This window comes from Nocardia sp. NPDC055053, from assembly GCF_053608285.1.
Map to the genome: position 1 here is coordinate 215,951 of NZ_JBSGVD010000007.1, position 17,142 is coordinate 233,092.

Below are 17,142 nucleotides of genomic sequence, written 5' to 3' on the forward strand. Positions count from 1 at the left end.
GGTTCATGCCCTGGCGGGCGAGCTCGACGATGCGACGGTCGCGCTCCGCGGTCGGGTCCTCGCCGAGCGACGCGTCGTCCGCCTCGATCGCCGCGGCCTGCTCGCCGATGAAGATCGCCGGGGCATTGGTGTGCCCGCGGATGATCAACGGCATCACCGAGGCGTCGGCGACGCGCAGGCCCTCGACACCGCGCACCTTCAGATCCGGGGTGACGACGCTGGCGGCGTCGGTGCCCATCCGGCAGGTGCCGACCGGGTGGTACAGGGTGTGCGAGAACTTCTCGATGGTCAGCGCCATGGTCTCCTCGAGATCCGCGGGCGCCGCCGGCGGGTAGATCAGCTCACCCAGCGCGCTCTTGAGCGCGGGCTGCCCGACCAGCCCGGCGCACACCCGCAGGCCCGCCATCAGCGCGGCGCGGTCGGCGCCGTCGGCATCGGACAGGTACTGCGGATCGATGACCGGCTTGGCCGTCGGATCGGCCGAAGCCAGGCCGATCCGGCCACGGCTGCGCGGGCGAAGCAGGATGGCGCCGACGACGACGCCGTGTTCGGTCGCCTCGACCAGCCCCTCGTGATAGAACGGCGCCGGCGCGTAGATCAGCTCCAGATCGGGGTGCTCGAGGTCGGGCTCGCTGCGCACGAACCCGTACGCCTCACCGACATTGGAGGTGAGCATGCCGCGATGCCGGATGAAGTAGTTGAGCAGCTCGAGCGGCTTCTCCGCCGTGAACAGCGAATCCGACTCGACGCTGTAGCCGAGCGCGGCGATCAGGTGGTCCTGCAGATTCGCGCCGACCTCAGGGGAGTGGGCGACGACCTCGATGCCGTGCCCCTTCAGCTCCTCCTCGTCACCGATGCCCGAAAGCTGCAGCAGCTGCGGGCTGTTCACCGCGCCACCACACAGGATGACCTCGCGGTTCGCGGTCACGGTGTGGGTCTGCCCATCGTGCAGGTACTCCACGCCGGTGGCCAAGGTGTCGTCGAACAGCACCCGGGTGGCCAGCGATTCGGCCCGCACGGTCAGGTTCGCGCGCTTCATCGCGGGCCGAAGGTAGGCATCGGCGGTGCTCCAGCGCCTGCCGTCGCGCTGGGTGACCATCGTCTGCGCGAAGCCCTTGGGCGCGGGCCGGTTCGGCGACTCGAGCTCGAGGCCAGCCTGGCGCACCGCCTCGAGGAAGGCGTGCGTCGACGCGCGCGGGCTGCGCTGGCGCTGCACGTGCAGCGGACCTTTCGAGCCCTCGTCGGGGAACTGCGCGTCCTGCACGTTCTCGATCTTGCGGAACTGCTCGACGGCGGCCGCGAAGTTCCACTGCTCACCCGCGAGGAGCCCCCACTCCTCGTAGTCGGCGCGGAAGCCGCGCACCCACATCATCGCGTTCATCGACGACGAGCCGCCGAAGGTCTTGCCGCGCGGCCAGTAGATCTGGCGGTCGCCGAGGCCGGGCTGGGGTTCGGTCAGATAATCCCAGTCACGTTCGGTGCGGAACAGCTTCGAGAACGCCGCCGGAATATGGGCGTACTTGTCGTCGTCGGCCGGACCGGCCTCCAACAGGACAACCGTGGTGCCCGGGTCGGCGCTGAGCCGATTCGCGAGCACCGCCCCCGCTGACCCGGAGCCGACGATCACGTAATCCGCGGACGTCCCACCTGCTTGCACTGTCCAACTCCGATCCTGCGCTGCATCTGTCGTAGCCAACTGGTCGCGCCCGCACGCGGACTGAAAAGCCCGCGAGCGCAGCCGGACTCATCGTCCGGCCGCCGCGCTGCATGCAGCGTACTGACAGTGAGGCTTCGGTGGGTGCCGCGCGCGTCAGTCGGTGCGGGCCGCCGCGGCCGCCTTGCCCGCCCGGCGGCCGTAGAAGCTGCCGTCGCCGAGCGAGGCGCCGCTGACGTACCCGTACGCGCACAGCCCTGACGTGCAACGACCCGCCGCGTACAGGCCCTCGATCGGCTCACCGCTGACGTGCAGCACCCGCGAGTCCAGGTCGGTGCGCAGCCCGCCGAGGGTGAATCCGGCGGTGAGGCCGCGCAGGTCGAAGCCCGCCAGCGGCGGCGTGACCGGGCGAACCCACTCCGGCTTCTTGCCCAGCAGCGGGTCGCTGCCGTTCTCGGCGTGCCGGTTGTAGGTGGCGATGGTGGTCTGCAGTGTCTGTTCGGGCAGTCCCATCTCGGACTCGAGCTCGGCCACGGTTTCGGCGACCCATTTCGGCGGGATACGGAAGAACGGGGTGGAGCTCTCGGTCGCGAGGGCTTCCTCCAGCGAGGCCTCGTCGATGACGAGGAAGGCCTGGTTGTCGTTCTGCAGCAGCGTCGCCTGACCGATCCGGCCCGGGTAGGTGTCCTCGGTGACATACCGCTGACCACGTCCGTTGACGAGGATGCCGCGCGCCATCAGCTGGGGATCGCCGAAGATGGCGACCTCGCTGGCGTCCATGTGCGCCAGCTCGGCGCCGAGCGCGTGCGCCACCCGGATGCCGATGCCGTCGTGTTCCTCGATGGCCGCGCCGGGCCTGCCGCTCAGGCGCGGGGTGTAGCGGTCGATCATCTCGGTGTCGTAGGCGAAGCTGCCGGTCGCCAGGACGACACCGCGCGCGGCCCGTACGGCGACGGGCTTGCCGTAGTTGGTCGCCAAGACGCCGACCACGCGGTCCTCGTCGTCGACGATGAGCCTGCGGATACGGGTGTCGTACTCGACGGCGACGCCGAGTTCGGCGACGGTGTCGGCCAGGGGCTTCATCAGCATGTAGCCGCCGCCACGTTCACCGGTCTTCTTGTCCGCCATCTGCGGGACGTGTCCGCGGGGCGCTGGCTTCGCGATATCGAGGAACGGCGCGGCGTTCTCGCCGCCGGAGTACATCAGACCCTCGTCGTGCGGCGGCTCCCAGCCGGGCTCACCCCAGAACGACTCCTTGAACGGCACGCCGCACTCGACGAGCCAGTTGTAGTGCTCGACGCTGCCCTCGCAGTAGTCCTCGATCTTGGCCTCGTCGACGCCGGGCCCGAGCGCGGCGGTGAGGAACGCGGCCATGTTGTCCGGGGTGTCGTCGAACCCGAGCGCCTGCTGCAGCGGGGTGCCGCCACCGAGGTAGACGAACCCGCCCGCCAGCGCGGCGGCGCCGCCCCAGCCGCCGGTCCGTTCCAGGATGAGCACCTTCGCGCCCGCCCTGGCGGCCTCGATCGCGGCGCACACGCCGGCGATGCCGTAACCGGCCACCACCACGTCGGCCTCGAAATCCCAGTGCGTCACGGCGTTCGCGCGCAACGGTCGGACGGTGTCGATCCGGTGGGGCTGTTCGGTCACGTGTTCCTCCGCTGCTCGGGTACGTACCCGAAATGGTGCCGCTTACCGCGCGACAAAACAAGAACGTGTTATAGAAGTTCCCGCCCAGCGGGACACTTGCGCCCCGGTCGGGCTCCGGTACGGTGGCCATCGAACCGACATAGACGAGATCTGGTGGTGTTGTGGTGAGCGCGAACATTCGAGACATTGCGGTGCAGACCCTGAGCGGGGCCGACACCACGCTGGGCGAGCTGGCGGGTGACCGGGCGGTGCTGCTGGTCAACGTGGCCTCCAAGTGCGGGCTGACCCCGCAGTACACCGGCCTGGTCGAGCTGCAGAAGACCTACGGCGAGCGTGGCTTCACGGTGGTCGGTGTCCCCTGCAACCAGTTCATGGGACAGGAGCCCGGCACCGCCGAGGAGATCCAGGAATTCTGCGCGGTCACCTACGGCGTCGACTTCCCGCTGCTGGCAAAAGTCGACGTCAACGGCGACGACCGCCACCCGCTCTACACCAGCCTGGTCGAGACCCCCGCCGCCGACGGCAGCGCGGGCGATGTGCAGTGGAACTTCGAGAAGTTCCTGATCGGCCGCGACGGCACGGTCGCGGGCCGCTTCCGCCCGACCGTCACCCCGGACGCGAGCGAGATCGTCACCGCGATCGAAGCCCAGCTCTGAACTACTGCGCGTTCGCCAGCAGCGCGTACTGCGCGGCGGCCTGCTGCCGCACATCTCCGGGTGCGGGCCCACTGACGAACGCGCCGTACCCGCGGTAGCTGACGTAGCAGCGCACCACCGCGGGTGCGCTGCCCGCTCGGCGTTCCGCGCAGCGTGCGCCGGGGACCCGGTCGGGCCCGGCGACCGGATGCGCGGCCGCGCTGAGCGTGTCCTGCCAGGTGGCGCCGAACGCCGCAGCGGCGCTGTCGTCGCGGAACCGGAACAGCGTGGTGGTGGAGGAATTCGCCACGCTGTCGACACCGCCGCGATCCCAGGCCGCGGCGAGTTCGGCGGGCTCGGTGGGCCGGTAGTGCAGGCTCGCGCGTCCGGTCCACGCGGCGAATTCGCGCGAGGAGATGGCGATCTGCTGATCGGCCGGGATCAAGGTGCGGCGCAGCAGTCCGTCGGGATCGCGCGGTAGCTCGGCGATCCGATCGGGTGCGGTCGGAACGAAGGTGTCCAGCAACGGTTTCTGCGCGTCCAGGACCGCGGCGACGCGCCGGGCGAGCGCGTCGACATCGGGTGTCGGATGCTGCAGGAACAGGCTCACCACGAGTTCGCCGTCGGCGAAGGTCGCGCCGATCGTCTTGACGCCCGGCCGCCAATGCGCGTGCGCGGCAGGGTATCCGGGGATCGCCACCGGTTGATTGTCCGGGCTGACGCCGAAATCGGTGGCTTCGAGATCGCGGGCCGCCGTCGCGGCGGTCTCGGCGCCGGGGAAGCGCAGCAGCACGATCCGGGTGACCCGCGCGTCGGTGTCGATCGCGGGGGTCGCTGTGTCGAAGACCCGGCTGCCCTCGGCGACATCGAACGCGACGATCATCCGATGCCGTTCCAGGACAGGAATATTCACAGTGGAGATGGCCGACGTGTCCGCGGCCCGGCGGGGTGTGTCGAGCACATCGGTACCCCAGTTGTGGGTGAGCGCCGCATCGACCTCGTGCGGCAGGACCACCGCGCCCGCCATCCGCAGCCCCTCCAGGACCGGGCCGTCCGTCGGCTTGCGGGTGGCCTCCAGATCGGCGGGCACGGTCGTGTAGCTGCCCACCTCGAGGGTGCGCACATCGATCTCTCCCGCGGTGGCGGCGCCGTCGACGGAGGCGCAGCCGGCGAGGACGACGGCCAGCGCGCCCAGCCCGAGGCGCGTGGTCACAGGGGAGCGGTGGTGAGCCATGCGTCGATCATCTCCTGATGGGTGTGGCCCTTCCAGTACACCTGGAGCAGCACGGTCGAATACGGTGCGGCATCGAACTGCACCAGCAGCCACGGGCCTCCGAGCCGAGGAAACTGCGCACTGTCAACGGTCGGCCATACCGTGATCGCGGGTGTTGCGTGGTGCCGACCGGCAAGGTCGCGACGAACCGGCCGACCGTGTCCGCGTCGGCATGGCTGAGCGCCTGGAGGTGCAAGCCCTCCCGATCGGTGCAGTCGAAGCCGGTGTGCCACACCGCATCCGGGTTCTTCGTCGCGAAGCTGCACCGGGAGCCCCGATAGCCCTCGCTGTCCGGGCTCGTCGGCAGCAGATCGAGGAACAGCGCGATCGTCGGCCGAGCCGCCGCCCACGCGCCGACGGTGGTGGTCGGTGCGGCGGCGGCGCTGTACGGCAGAACGCCAGGTACGGCCGCGCCGTCAGTGTCCTGGCGTGCCGCAGAGGCGACGCCGGTGTGCGGCTGCGCCGGTCCGGCACCGGGGGTCGCCGCCGTGGTGGCTGCGGCGACCATCTCACCGCAGCTCGCGAACCGGTGCGCGGGATCCTTGGCCATCGCCCGCGTGCGCGTGGTCGAGCGCGTCGGCCGTGGACCGGGCGATGTGCAGCCCCCGCTGGGGCGGCAGCGGCCCGCCGCGCAGAGCCGGCTCGACATCGGTGCCCGCCACGTACTGCATCGCGATCCACAGCCGCCCGTCCTCGCTGCCGCGGTCGTGGATGGCGACGATATTCGGATGATCGAGCCGTCCCGCGAGCTCGGCCTCCCGCCCGACCCGAGCACCCGCTAGATGCGGATAGCCGGCGAAGATCACTCCGGCCTGGAGCTCGTGCATGCCAGTCACGCCGGCGCAGGACCGCTGACCTCGCGATCAGCGGCCGGAACCCGGTGAATCAGGGTCGCGTGCGGTGCACGGCGATGGCGGCCAGCGCTGCCGCCGCCAGGGAGGTGCCCGCACCCATCAGATGGACGACCACCAACGCGCCGCTCGCCGACGTTGCGGCGAGAGCGAAGAACACCGAGCCGAATGTCGCGATCCCCACGACGGTACCCATCTGCACACTCGTCACGAGGATGCCGCTGGCGTCGGCGGCGAGCGCCATCGGAACCGTCGACAGCGCCCTGGTCATCAACGGGCTGAACGCCAGCCCGCTGCCGAGACCGAGCACAGCGAAGGCGAACAGCGCCGCCGGACCGAGGCCCGCGCCGTCACGCAACAGCACGGCCAGCCAGCCGAGCGCCGCCGCACCGAGCACCAGGCCGAGCGGAATCATCGTGGCGTGCCACTGTTTCGGGATGCGCTCCCAGTACAGCCCGGCCGCGGCGAACATGATGCCCATCGGCAGGAACTGCACCCCGGCGTGCAGCGCGCTGTAGCCCAGCTCGCCCTGCAGATGGATCGCCATCGCGAACAACCAGCCGGCGAAACTCGCCATGATCATCAGCAGGGTCGCCGCGGTCACCAGGAGGCCGGGTACGGCGAGTACCCGAGGCGAGAACAGCGGCTCGCCACCGCCCGCCGCGACCCGGTGCTCGATGCAGGCGAACACCACCAATCCGAGGACCCCGGCACCGAGGCACACCCAAGACCACGCGGGAAAGCCCAGTTCTCGGCCGAGGACCAGCGGAACGACCAGCAACAACACGGTGACCGTCAGCGTCGCCAGACCGGGAACATCCAGCCCACGGTCGGTCCGCGCTGCGGTAACCGGAAGAACCCCCGGCGCGGCAACCAGCAGGGCAAGGCCGAGTGGCACATTCACCAGGAACACCCCACGCCAGCTGCTGCCCGCCAGGTCGGCATCGACGATCAGCCCGCCCAGGATCTGACCGGCCACCACGCCGCCGGAGATGATCGCCGCGTAGATGCTCAACGCCCTGGCTCGCGCCGGACCGGTGAAGGTGCGCTGGATCAGCGTCATCACCTGCGGCACCATCGCCGCCGCTCCCGCACCCTGGGCGAACCGGAACACGATGAGCGACAACTCGTCCCAGGCCAGCCCGCACGCCAGCGACGCGACGGTGAACACCGCGAGCCCCGCGACGAAGGTACGTCGCTGAGTGAAGCGATCGCCCAGGCGGGCGCCGCTGATCAGCAAGACCGCGTACGCGATGACATACCCCGCCACGATCAGTTGCAGCGCCGCACCACCGGTACCGAGGCTCGCGCGGATCGACGGGATGGCGACATTGACGATGGACGCGTCGAGCACCGCCATGAACTGCCCGGTGAGGAGAACGACGAGCACGGCCGCCGATCGCCTGCCGGCCGGTACTGGGTGCGCCGGTGTGGGCGCGATGGTCTGTGACATGCCACCGATCGTGTGCCGCCACGCCGGTGGTGACCAGGAGTCCGCTGACACGGGTACCGTCACTACCTGCCTGATGTCACACTCCGCCCGCGTTTTTCGTCGTTCCGTCGAACAGCACACCGTCGAAGGAGATATGAATGCGGATCGCAGTGATCGGGGCGAGCGGACGGATCGGCCGCGAGGTGGTCGACGTCCTGAAGAACAACGGCGACGACATTGTCGAGATCACCCGCACGGCAGGCATCGACGTGCTGACCGGCCACGGTCTGGCCGCCGCGCTCACCGACGTCGAGCTGGTGGTGGACGCGGTGAACGCCGAAACCACCGACACCGCGGCGGTGACCGAGTTCTTCCGCACGATCGCCCGCAACGTCGGGCAGGCCGCGGCGGCGGCAGGCGTGCGGCGCATCGCGGTGGTCTCGATCATCGGCATCGACGCTTTCACCGCGGGCCACTACGCGGGCAAACTCGCCCACGAGCGCGCCTACCAGGAGGGACCGGTTCCCGTGCGCATTCTGCGTGCGGCCCAGTTCCACGAATTCACCGAGATGATGCTCGACTGGACCACAGTCGGTGACCGGGCCGAAATACCCGCGTACCGAGCGCAATTGGTGGCCGCTCGCACGGTCGCCGAGCACCTGGCCGACCTCGTCCGCACCGACGGGCCCGCCGTGGTCGAGATCGCGGGCCCGCAGCAGTGGCGGCTCGTCGACGCGGTGGCACGGGTCGCCGCCCGGCGCGGCGCCCCGGCCCAGGTTGTCGAAGTGCTCGATCCAACCGACCCGGATCACCACCTGCAGGCCGAGGGCGCGTTGCTGCCAGGACCCGGCGCCGTCATCGCGGGCCCGACCTTCGAGGAGTGGCTCGAACGACGGTAGGCGGAGCCGGGTTAGCCTCTGTGCCAACGGAATAGATGCTCTACGCTGAATTCGTACAGTCGGTCCGAAGCCCGGAGGCGCCCGATGTCGCAATCCTCTGCCGCCTACCCCAGCGCCGTTCCGGTCGGGGTGGACACCACGCGCGCGAGCATCGCGCGCGTCTACGATGCCGCGCTCAACGGCAAAGACAACTACGAGGTGGATCGCGAGGTGCTGGCCCAGGTCCGCACCGTCGCGCCGCAGGTCAACGACCTGGCCTGGGCCAACCGCGATTTCCTCATCCGCGCGTGCCGGTTCCTGGCGAAGTCGGGGATCGACCAGTTCCTCGATCTCGGCTCCGGCCTGCCCACCGCGGAGAACACCCACCAGGTGGTCCAGCGGGTGAACCCGCGGTCGCGGGTGGTCTACGTCGACAACGATCCGTCGGTGCTCGTGCACGCGCGGGCCCTGCTGGCAGGCAACAGCCGCACCCGGATCGCCGAGGCCGACATCTTCCGCCCGCTCGACGTGCTCGGCAACGAGACGGTCCGCACCGAACTCGACTTCACCCGCCCGCTGGCGCTGTTCCACGTCGGCACCCTGCACCACTACCTGGGTGCGGACGGCCCAGCGTTGATGCAGACCTACATCGACGCACTGCCGTCGGGTTCGTTCGTGGCGATCGCCCACTTCCACGACCCGCAGACGCCCGAATACAGCGAACTGGCCCGCAAGATGGAAGAGAAGTTCATCCACAGCCCGATGGGCAGCGGCCGCTTCCGGACCAGAGACGAGATCCAGGCCATGTTCGGCGATCTGGAGATGGTCGAACCCGGCCTGGTCCGCTGCGACGACTGGTGGCCCGACGGCCCGCACCTCACCCCGCTCTCCGACGTCCGCCACTGCATCGTCGGCGGGGTAGGCCGCAAGCGCTAGCGCCGAAACGGTGTCGGCATTCAGTGTGCCGACTCGAGCCGGCGCAGTCGTTCGGCATCGATGATGCTGATGGCCTCGTCGTCGATGCTGATCAGGTCGCGGCGTTCGAACTCTTTGAGGGCCTTGGTCAACGACGGGCGGTGCACGCCGAGCATGGCGGCGAGGGTGCGCTGGGCGAGCTGGACCGAACCGTCGACGGCTTCGTCGAGCAGCAGTTGGGCGACCTGGGTGGGCAGCGGGCGGCCGAGCATGTTGATCAATCGTCCCTGACCGGCCGAAACCCGCTGGGTGACACTGGAAAACCAGCGACGGGCCGTCGCGGGATCGTTGGCGAGCAGCGCCTCGAAGGCGGAAGCGGGCAGGAACAGGCAGTTCGCGTCGGTGCGTGTGCGCGCGGTGTAGGCCAGTGGCATTCCCAGCAGCAGTGCGATGTCACCGTCGACGTCGCCGGGGCCGAGCACATCGACGACCGCACGTTCCCGCCCGGAACCCACCGACAATTCGACCTGGCCTTGCTTCACCATCCACACCCCGTCGGCGGGTGCGCCCGCGGAGAACACCAGCGACCCGGCCGCGAGTGGTCCGACCTCGACCCGGCCGACGAGCTCGGTGAACTCGCCGGGACTCAGTGGTGCGGTCGGCCCGCGGCCGACGCACCGGGCGATCCATGCCGCATGACGCAACTGGTCGTCGCCGAACGACTCCTCACCCATCGCGTGGACCAGGTGGGAGAACGCCCGGTGGCTGTGAATCATCGCTGACTCCTGGTCGTGGACGAACCTGTCATCCCCTGACAATTATCCGCGCGAAGACGGCGCAATGCGATGCCTCAGAGGTCCTCGGCCAGGTCGTCCTCGTCCACCCCTGATGCCCACCTCCTCGGGGTACCAGAACGCGACCTCGGCCCGGTCGAGACGGTCGACGAGGGCGAGCACCCGCGCGAGCCCACCGGGTCGAAGGCGGGTGACGGGGGCTTTGATGCAGAATGTGGAGGTGATCGATAGACCGAAGCCGAAGTGCGAGGCACTCGCCGTTGTGGGAACGACGGGTGTCGCGACGCCTGTCAGCGGCTAGTTCGATGTCGGACCAGGAAGCCGGGACAGGTTCGCGAAGCGACCTGGCGGAAGTCGATTCGATGCGCTGGAGCGGCTGCGGCGGAAGTGAGAAGAGATGAAGGCCTCCGAAGGCGGTTCTGGCGAGGCCGAGGGCCGGGCGTCGAATGTTGTCCGGCTGCCGAGGCGGCCGCGGCGAGGTCGAGAGGATGTCGGCGAAGCCCGGCGTCGACCGTGGCCTCCGGATGCTGTCTACGATCCGGCACCTACCCGTCCGGTAACCCGCGCGGAGTTACAGAACGCATCTGGTACATGGCCGGTCGACGCGGTGGCGCAGGCGGGCGAGAACGCCGAGCATGAACACAATGTCATCGACCTCGGCGCCTCGCGCCGGAGACGGGCTGGTACGGATGATGCGCCCAGGGGTGCGCGGCCGAGGGTGATGCCGCGCAGAATCGGGTCAAGCGAGCGTGAACAGGGCGGCGACGCCGATGCCTCACCGCCGGACAGACCTGGAAGGTAGCCGCTTCAACACTCGAAACCTCCGCACGGGTTCCTGTGGTTTTCGTTGATACGATCTGGAATCGTGTTCGACAATTCCGTGGTTCCGAAGACCTCCGCGCGTCCGGCGCCGGTGCAACGCCGCGGAGTCGAGCGTGTGCAGGCGGTACTGGAAGCGGCGGAGGCACTACTCCGTGAGCAAGGCTACGAAGCTGCGACGTTGAAGGCGATCGGCGAACGGACGGGTATCCCGCTGGCATCGATCTACCACTACTTCGCTGATCGCAACCATGTCGACGTGGAGTTGGCTCGCCGTCACTCGGAGGAATTGAACATCCGTATCACCACTGCGTTCGAGCAGCGGGTCTCGAAGAACCTGGGCCAGGCCATCGACACGATCGTCGACCTGCTGCTCGCGTACTACCGGGAGTTCCCGAGCTTCGTCGAACTCTGGTATATCGGGCGTTCCCCGGCGATCAGCGAGGTCGCCCAGGCCTTCGACGAAGCGCAAGCCGGGCGATTCCGGCGCTATCTGATCAACCGGGGCTTCCTCGCAGATGACACCCCTCAGCTCGCCGTCGACCTCGCGTTCGAAGCCGGTAACCGGCTGTTCGATGTGGCATTTCGGCGGTCGGAGTCCGGCGACGAGCCCACCATCTCCGAATTGAAGCGCCTCGTCACCGCCTACCTCGCAACGTACTCGCCGCAGATCGAGAGCCGCGGCCGCGCCTGACGCTCAGTCGGCCATGACGTAACTGCCCGGGGCGACACCGAGCGGGCGGAAGCCGGCGTTACCCAGCGTGGCCGCCGCGGGCTTCGTGTGTCCAGAGCGGTCGCCGAGCCACGCGGCGTAGTCAGGCCACCACGACCCCTGCACAGTTGCCGCGGCGCTGCGCCAGTCTGCGGGATCGAGTGCATTGCTCTCCGACACTTGGTAACTGGACTTGCGATTACCGGGCGGGTTGACGAGCGCGGCGATGTGGCCGTTGGTCGACAGGACGAAACGCACCTTGCCGCCGAGCAGTTGCGCGCTGCGGTAGCAGTTGGTCCAGGGGCAGATGTGGTCGGCCGAGCCGGCAACGACATAGGAGTCGACCGTGATCTCGCCCAGGTCGATGGGTGTGCCGAGCACGGTGACCGCACCGGCGGTGGCGAGCTTGTTGTGCAGGGCGATGTCGATGAAGTCGCGGTGCAGCGCGGCGGGCATCCGGGTGGTGTCGGCGTTCCAGAACAGAATGTCGAACTTGGGTGGGGTCTTGCCCTGCAGATAGTTGTTGACCCAGTAGTTCCAGACCAGATCGGCGGGGCGCAGCCAGGCGAACACTTCCGCGAGAGTGCGCCCGTCCAGGTATCCCTTGCTCTGCGATCGGGCGATCGCGGCACGCGCGATACCTTCGTCGATGAGCGAGCTGGCGACGCCTGCCCGGTTCTGGTCGATCATGGTGACGAGCAGATTGAGGCTGGCCAGTTCGGCGATGTTTCCGGTCTGCGCGTGGTGTGCCGCCGCCATGCAAGCGATGAGGCCACCCGAGCAGGCGGCCATGGTGTGCACGGCGCCGACGCCGGTGATCCGGTCGACCACGCTGAACGCGTCGATGACGGCTTCGGCGTAGGCATCGGTGCCCCAGTCACGGTGGCGTTCGTCGGGATTGCGCCAGGAGATCATGAACACCTGCTGGCCTTGCCGGACCAAGTACTCGACGAGGCTGCGGCCAGGAGCCAGGTCGAGGACGTAGTACTTGTTGATGGTCGGCGGAACGATCAGGAGCGGTACCGCGCGCACGGTCTCGGTCTGCGGCAGGTACTGGATCAGCTCGAACATCTCTGTCCGGTACACGACAGCTCCGGGCGTGATCCCGAGGTCGACGCCCACCTTGAAGGCGTCGGGCTCGACCATCGCCGGGATCCGCGGCGAGCTGGCGAAGTCGCGCAGCAGGTTGCGTGGGCCCGAGACGGTATTGGAGCCGTTGCTGGCGAAGAACGTCTTCCAGGCGACGGGGCTGATCAGCGGATTATTGCTCGGGGCGGCGGCTTCGAGGATGTTCGACAGGACGAACCTCATCCGCTCGGCGTCGCGCCACTCCATCGCCGCGTCCTCGACGAGACCTTCGGCCAGCTCGTTCGCGGCCAGATAGGCCTGCACGATGCGCTTCAACAGCGGGTTGTTCGACCATTCCGGGTCGGTGAAGCGCCGGTCCTTCGGTGGCGGTGCGAGCTGGGAGGTGCCGGTGACGATGCGGCCGAGTTCGTCGACGAGCTTGCCGACCCGTGCCTTGACCCGGTCGGGGCGTTTGGCGAGAGCGTCGAAGAAGCGAACTCCCGCATTGCCGGGCAGCCACCGGTGGACGGGTCCCAGCGCGGCGTCGATCAGCAGGTGGTCGAAGGGAACCACGAACTCGAGGTTGTCGCTGGTCGTGCGGGGATTGATGACGGCGTCTCCACTCTTGTCGGCCGCGCGGGCACAGTCCGCGCGGCGTGCGCTGGTCGGTCCGCGTCGATCTGGTAGCCAGATCTCGTCGGCGCGGTGGCCGGCGACCGAGTGGTGGGTCTGCTGCTCGCAATCCGGTGGCGAACGCACGATGACCCGCATCTCAGTGCGGCCACCGTGCCGAACGCGTACTAGAACAGTCGCGCATCGCGCCGGTTCAGCCAATGTCGGCGCCGACAACGCATCACCGGAGAACGTGTCGGCACCCACACTCTGTTCGCTCGAGGCGGCATCGGCCGCTACCTCGTGGATAACCTGTCGAGGTGCCCACTTCACGTCTCGCTCCGCCGGTGGCGCAACTGGCCACTGACCTGCTCGGGCAGATCGATCAACTGGCCGACCAGCTGCTCGCCCGGATCGCCGGGCAGATCGAGATCTACCGCATGGAGAGCATTGTCGGCCGCGGCGAGTTGCGAACATCGCTGATAGTCAACATGAATCAGATCCTGACCCGGTTGAGCGGCGAACTGGAGGCCGATCTTTCGGCGCCCCGCCATATCGGACGCACCCGGGCGGTGCAGGATATGCCGCTGCCGGAGTTACTGCGCGCCTATCGCCTCGGCTTCGCGTTCGTGTGGGAGCGGTTGCTCGCCGCGGCCCGTGACTCGGGCCAGAAGTCGGTGGACGCGCTCCTCGATACCGCGACGACGATCTGGGAACTGGCCGACGACTTCTCCCTCGCCCTGACCGAGTCCTACCGGGAGGCGATGAGTGAACGGATGATCGCCGCCGACCGCAGGCGATCCGGCATCATCTCGGCGATCCTGGACGGCCCCGCTTCCGGTTCGCTGAGCGCGTGGGAGGTCGCGAAGCTGCTCGACCTGCCCTACGACGGCACCTTCCTGGTGCTCGTCGCGGAGGTGACAGGTTCGAACTCCTCGGCATTGCCGCGACTCGAAGACCGCCTCCGGCAGCTCGACGTCGGTTCGGCATGGCGCTCCCAACCGCAGCACGAGATCGGGGTGCTCTCTCTGGGACAACGCCGTGACCCGGCGGAGGTGCTCGCCTCGGTCGCGCAGGTGGCGCTAGGACGCGTCGGCGTGAGCCCGCTGTTCCACCGACTCGACGGTGCGGCCAGGGCATTGCGGCTGGCCCAGGTCGCCCTGGAGACCTCGGCGCCCGGCACGAAGGGCATCCGAAGCCTCGACGACGACCCGCCTATCGATCTCCTTGTGCGCGACCGGGATACCACCCGCCGGTTCGTGGTCCGCGTGTTGCACGGCGTGCTCGCCCTGCCCGACCACGAACGGACGACGCTGCTCGCCACCGCGACGGCATGGATCGACTCGCGCGGCTCGGCCGCCGAGGCGGGCAGGTTGCTCTACTGCCATGAGAACACCGTCCGGCACCGCATCCGGCGCATCGAAGAACATCTGGGTGGCTCCCTCGACGACCCGCGGGTGCTGAGCGACCTCACCATCGCCCTGCAGGCCATCCGCGCGTTCCCGGAGCTCGGCAATCGACTCGGCACCTGAGCGTCGTCCCCCAACCTGAAGGAGGCCACGTGGCCGAGGTCGAAACCGTTCGGGAAGTGTGGATCAGCGGACGGCGCCTGCGCGTGGCGGTGCGCGCGGGTCAGGGACGCCCGCTGCTGATGTGCAACGGGATCGGCGCGAGACTCGAGCTGCTGGCGCCCTTCCTCGACCGGCTCGACCCGGCGATCCCGGTGATCCGGTTCGATGTGCCCGGCATCGGCGGTTCCGAATTGCCGCGCGCACCTTACAATTTCGCGACTCTGGCCTGCCTGCTCGGAGAACTCCTCGACGAACTGGGGTACGGGGAGACGGACGTGCTCGGCATCTCGTGGGGCGGCGGCCTCGCCCAGCAGTTCGCCCTGCAGCATCCCCGGCGGTGCCGTCGCCTGGTGCTCGTCGCCACCGCGACCGGCTCGCTGATGATCCCGGCGCATCCCCGGGTGCTGAGCAAGATGATCACGGCGCGCCGCTACCACGATCCCTCCTACGCCGCAGCGATCGCTCCGACGATCTACGGAGGCCGCCTGCGCGCGGAACCGCGGCTCGCCGAGGAGATCCTGTACAGCCACGCGGGCCGCGCCCCCGGCCTCGGCTACGCGCTGCAGCTGCTCGCGGGTACGGGCTGGTCCAGCCTGCCGTTCCTGCCCCTGATCAGGCAGCCCACACTGATCCTCGCCGGCGATGACGACCCGATCGTGCCGGTGATCAACGCGAAGATCATGCACCGGCTGCTACCCCGGTCGACCCTGCACATCTACCCGGACGGTCACCTCGGCCTCGTCACTCGTGCCGAGGAGCTGGGACCGCGCGTTGTCGAGTTCCTCCGTCCGGTGCCAGTGGCAGATGTCCCACAGTGAGTGATCGCGGCCAGGATCCGATGTCGCGCGTGCTGACGGATCAGCTGACGTGCAGTTGCCCCATGGCCCTGGTCTCAGGGCGCAACGTTGTCGCTGCGCGGATCGATCAGGATCTTGGCGTGGTGGTCCGGGGACCCCAGGGCGGCGAAGGCCGCTTCGACGCCGTCGAGCCCGACCGTGCCGGTGATCAGCGGGCTGGGATCGACGGTGCCGTCGGCGATCATATGGAGGGTGTCGCGGAATTCGCCGGGGTCGTAGCCGAGGACGAACCGCAGCTCGATCTCCTTGTTGATGGCGTTGGCGGGGTGGAATGTGTCCTGCTGCATGCACACTCCCACGACCACGACGCGGGTCGACGGCGGTGCGGCGGTGAGGATCTGGTCGATGATGCCGGGTACGCCGACGCATTCGAAGACGACGGGACCGGCCGGGCCGCGGTCGAGGGTGTGCGCCGCGCGGAACAGATACCACCACGGGACTTTCGGAACACGGCGTACGCGTTCCATGACGTCGAAGGCCAGGTTAAGCATGTCCGCGGCGCCGGTGATGCGTGGCGGCTTGGGCGCCGCTTCCCAGGCAGATTCGGTGGTCGGGTCGACCACGACATCGGCGCCGCAGGTGCTGGCCAGTTCCCGGCGGCGCGGCGAGAAGTCGCTGGCGATCACGGTGCGCACGCCCGCGGCCTTCAGCATGGTGATGACGGCCAGCCCGATGGGCCCGCACCCGATGACGAACGCGGTCTGTCCCTTGGTGATCCGGCTCTTGCGGACGGCGTGCCAGCCCACCGCCATCGGCTCGGTGAGTGCGGCGTGATCGGGTGAGAGTCCGTTGGGGACCGCGAAAGTCACCGACTCCTGCGTCAGCACCTGTTCGGCGTACCCGCCGGGGGCGTTGGCGGACAGCCCGGTGAGCTCCGGTTCGCGATCTCTGCGCAGAATGGGCATCGCGACCACCGGTGTGCCCGGTTTCCAGCGGCGGTGGGTGCGTGGGCCGTAGTCGGCGATCTCGCCGGTGAATTCGTGCCCGAGGACGATCCGCTGGTCCGAACGCATGAAGCCGCTGTAGCCGGTGGCGGCGGCCAGGTCGGCGAGTTCGTCGCAGTGCACCCGAGCGTGCAGGTCCGAGCCGCAGATGCCGCAGCGGGTCACCGAGATGAGCACCTGGCCCGGCCCGGGTTCCGGGGCGGGCAGGTCCTCGACCCGGAATTCGCCCTTGCTGACCACCGTCGCACGCATGAATGCCTCCTAGGCGAGTGCCGGGTCATCACCGGGGGCCGCCCGTGCGCATTCCCTCGGCATGTGTCGAGTCGCCGGTCGATCGTCATCGTAGCCCTGCGACGTCAGCCAGGGCACGCGATCGCTCCGGCTGACCTCGAACGCCCGAACTGTCACCGAGCGCGCGGTCGAAAAGCACATCGGCAGCGGCGATATCCTGGGGTTAATCGTCGAGAGGTGAGAAATGGT

Annotated in this window: 14 protein-coding genes; 6 read left to right on the forward strand and 8 right to left on the reverse strand. The window is 68.8% G+C overall.

The window, feature by feature from the left end; all coding sequences use genetic code 11:
• A partial coding sequence (locus ACWF82_RS10445; protein WP_452499973.1) for a GMC family oxidoreductase occupies window positions 1-1,657 on the reverse strand: 1,657 nt, incomplete at its 3' end.
• A gap of 153 nt (window positions 1,658-1,810) precedes the next feature.
• Window positions 1,811-3,301: an FAD-dependent oxidoreductase gene (locus tag ACWF82_RS10450; protein WP_452499975.1), complete on the reverse strand. Its 1,491-nt coding sequence runs from the start codon at window positions 3,299-3,301 to the stop codon at window positions 1,811-1,813.
• A gap of 161 nt (window positions 3,302-3,462) precedes the next feature.
• Here ACWF82_RS10450 and ACWF82_RS10455 point away from each other — a divergent pair, with 161 nt between their 5' ends.
• Window positions 3,463-3,957, forward strand: a complete 495-nt coding sequence (locus ACWF82_RS10455) for a glutathione peroxidase (protein WP_452499977.1) — start codon at window positions 3,463-3,465, stop codon at window positions 3,955-3,957.
• 1 nt (window position 3,958) lies between these two features.
• On the opposite strand, the gene ACWF82_RS10460 is transcribed toward ACWF82_RS10455, so the two are convergent.
• The 3 genes from ACWF82_RS10460 to ACWF82_RS10470 form a co-directional block, all read right to left on the reverse strand.
• Entirely contained in the window at window positions 3,959-5,149 is a 1,191-nt protein-coding gene (locus ACWF82_RS10460; protein ID WP_452499979.1) for a DUF7373 family lipoprotein, read from the reverse strand.
• A gap of 569 nt (window positions 5,150-5,718) precedes the next feature.
• Complete coding sequence (locus tag ACWF82_RS10465; protein WP_452499980.1) at window positions 5,719-6,036, reverse strand: hypothetical protein; 318 nt, start codon at window positions 6,034-6,036, stop codon at window positions 5,719-5,721.
• Between the two features lie 58 nt (window positions 6,037-6,094).
• Window positions 6,095-7,513 (reverse strand): MFS transporter, encoded by a 1,419-nt coding sequence (locus ACWF82_RS10470; protein WP_452499982.1) that lies wholly within the window; start codon window positions 7,511-7,513, stop codon window positions 6,095-6,097.
• Between the two features lie 137 nt (window positions 7,514-7,650).
• On the opposite strand from ACWF82_RS10470, the gene ACWF82_RS10475 reads away from it, so the two are divergent.
• Complete coding sequence (locus ACWF82_RS10475; RefSeq protein WP_452499983.1) at window positions 7,651-8,391, forward strand: SDR family oxidoreductase; 741 nt, start codon at window positions 7,651-7,653, stop codon at window positions 8,389-8,391.
• An 84-nt stretch (window positions 8,392-8,475) separates the two neighbouring features.
• Complete coding sequence (locus ACWF82_RS10480) at window positions 8,476-9,306, forward strand: SAM-dependent methyltransferase (RefSeq protein WP_452499985.1); 831 nt, start codon at window positions 8,476-8,478, stop codon at window positions 9,304-9,306.
• Between the two features lie 20 nt (window positions 9,307-9,326).
• On the opposite strand, the gene ACWF82_RS10485 is transcribed toward ACWF82_RS10480, so the two are convergent.
• Window positions 9,327-10,061, reverse strand: a complete 735-nt coding sequence (locus ACWF82_RS10485) for a Crp/Fnr family transcriptional regulator (protein ID WP_452499987.1) — start codon at window positions 10,059-10,061, stop codon at window positions 9,327-9,329.
• Window positions 10,062-10,944: 883 nt separating this feature from the next.
• Between ACWF82_RS10485 and ACWF82_RS10490 the strand changes: the two genes are divergently transcribed.
• Window positions 10,945-11,592, forward strand: coding sequence for a TetR/AcrR family transcriptional regulator (locus ACWF82_RS10490; RefSeq protein WP_452499989.1), 648 nt, complete (start codon window positions 10,945-10,947; stop codon window positions 11,590-11,592).
• A gap of 3 nt (window positions 11,593-11,595) precedes the next feature.
• On the opposite strand, the gene ACWF82_RS10495 is transcribed toward ACWF82_RS10490, so the two are convergent.
• On the reverse strand, window positions 11,596-13,449 hold the full coding sequence (locus ACWF82_RS10495; RefSeq protein ID WP_452499990.1) for a PHA/PHB synthase family protein: 1,854 nt from the start codon (window positions 13,447-13,449) through the stop codon (window positions 11,596-11,598).
• Between the two features lie 161 nt (window positions 13,450-13,610).
• Between ACWF82_RS10495 and ACWF82_RS10500 the strand changes: the two genes are divergently transcribed.
• Together ACWF82_RS10500 and phaZ are read left to right on the forward strand one after the other, a co-directional pair.
• On the forward strand, window positions 13,611-14,822 hold the full coding sequence (locus tag ACWF82_RS10500; protein ID WP_452499992.1) for a PucR family transcriptional regulator: 1,212 nt from the start codon (window positions 13,611-13,613) through the stop codon (window positions 14,820-14,822).
• Window positions 14,823-14,851: 29 nt separating this feature from the next.
• Window positions 14,852-15,679: a poly(3-hydroxyalkanoate) depolymerase gene (gene phaZ / locus ACWF82_RS10505; protein ID WP_452499994.1), complete on the forward strand. Its 828-nt coding sequence runs from the start codon at window positions 14,852-14,854 to the stop codon at window positions 15,677-15,679.
• A gap of 74 nt (window positions 15,680-15,753) precedes the next feature.
• On the opposite strand, the gene ACWF82_RS10510 is transcribed toward phaZ, so the two are convergent.
• On the reverse strand, window positions 15,754-16,914 hold the full coding sequence (locus tag ACWF82_RS10510; protein WP_452499996.1) for a zinc-binding dehydrogenase: 1,161 nt from the start codon (window positions 16,912-16,914) through the stop codon (window positions 15,754-15,756).
• Window positions 16,915-17,142: the final 228 nt, after the last annotated feature.

Excerpts from the sequence above, each read along its gene's own strand:
- ACWF82_RS10465 (WP_452499980.1), bottom strand. The coding sequence starts at position 6,036 with ATGCACGAGCTCCAGGCCGGAGTGATCTTCGCCGGCTATCCGCATCTA.
- ACWF82_RS10470 (WP_452499982.1), bottom strand. The coding sequence starts at position 7,513 with ATGTCACAGACCATCGCGCCCACACCGGCGCACCCAGTACCGGCCGGC.
- ACWF82_RS10475 (WP_452499983.1), top strand. The coding sequence starts at position 7,651 with ATGCGGATCGCAGTGATCGGGGCGAGCGGACGGATCGGCCGCGAGGTG.
- ACWF82_RS10480 (WP_452499985.1), top strand. The coding sequence starts at position 8,476 with ATGTCGCAATCCTCTGCCGCCTACCCCAGCGCCGTTCCGGTCGGGGTG.
- ACWF82_RS10485 (WP_452499987.1), bottom strand. The coding sequence starts at position 10,061 with ATGATTCACAGCCACCGGGCGTTCTCCCACCTGGTCCACGCGATGGGT.
- ACWF82_RS10495 (WP_452499990.1), bottom strand. The coding sequence starts at position 13,449 with ATGCGGGTCATCGTGCGTTCGCCACCGGATTGCGAGCAGCAGACCCAC.
- ACWF82_RS10510 (WP_452499996.1), bottom strand. The coding sequence starts at position 16,914 with ATGCGTGCGACGGTGGTCAGCAAGGGCGAATTCCGGGTCGAGGACCTG.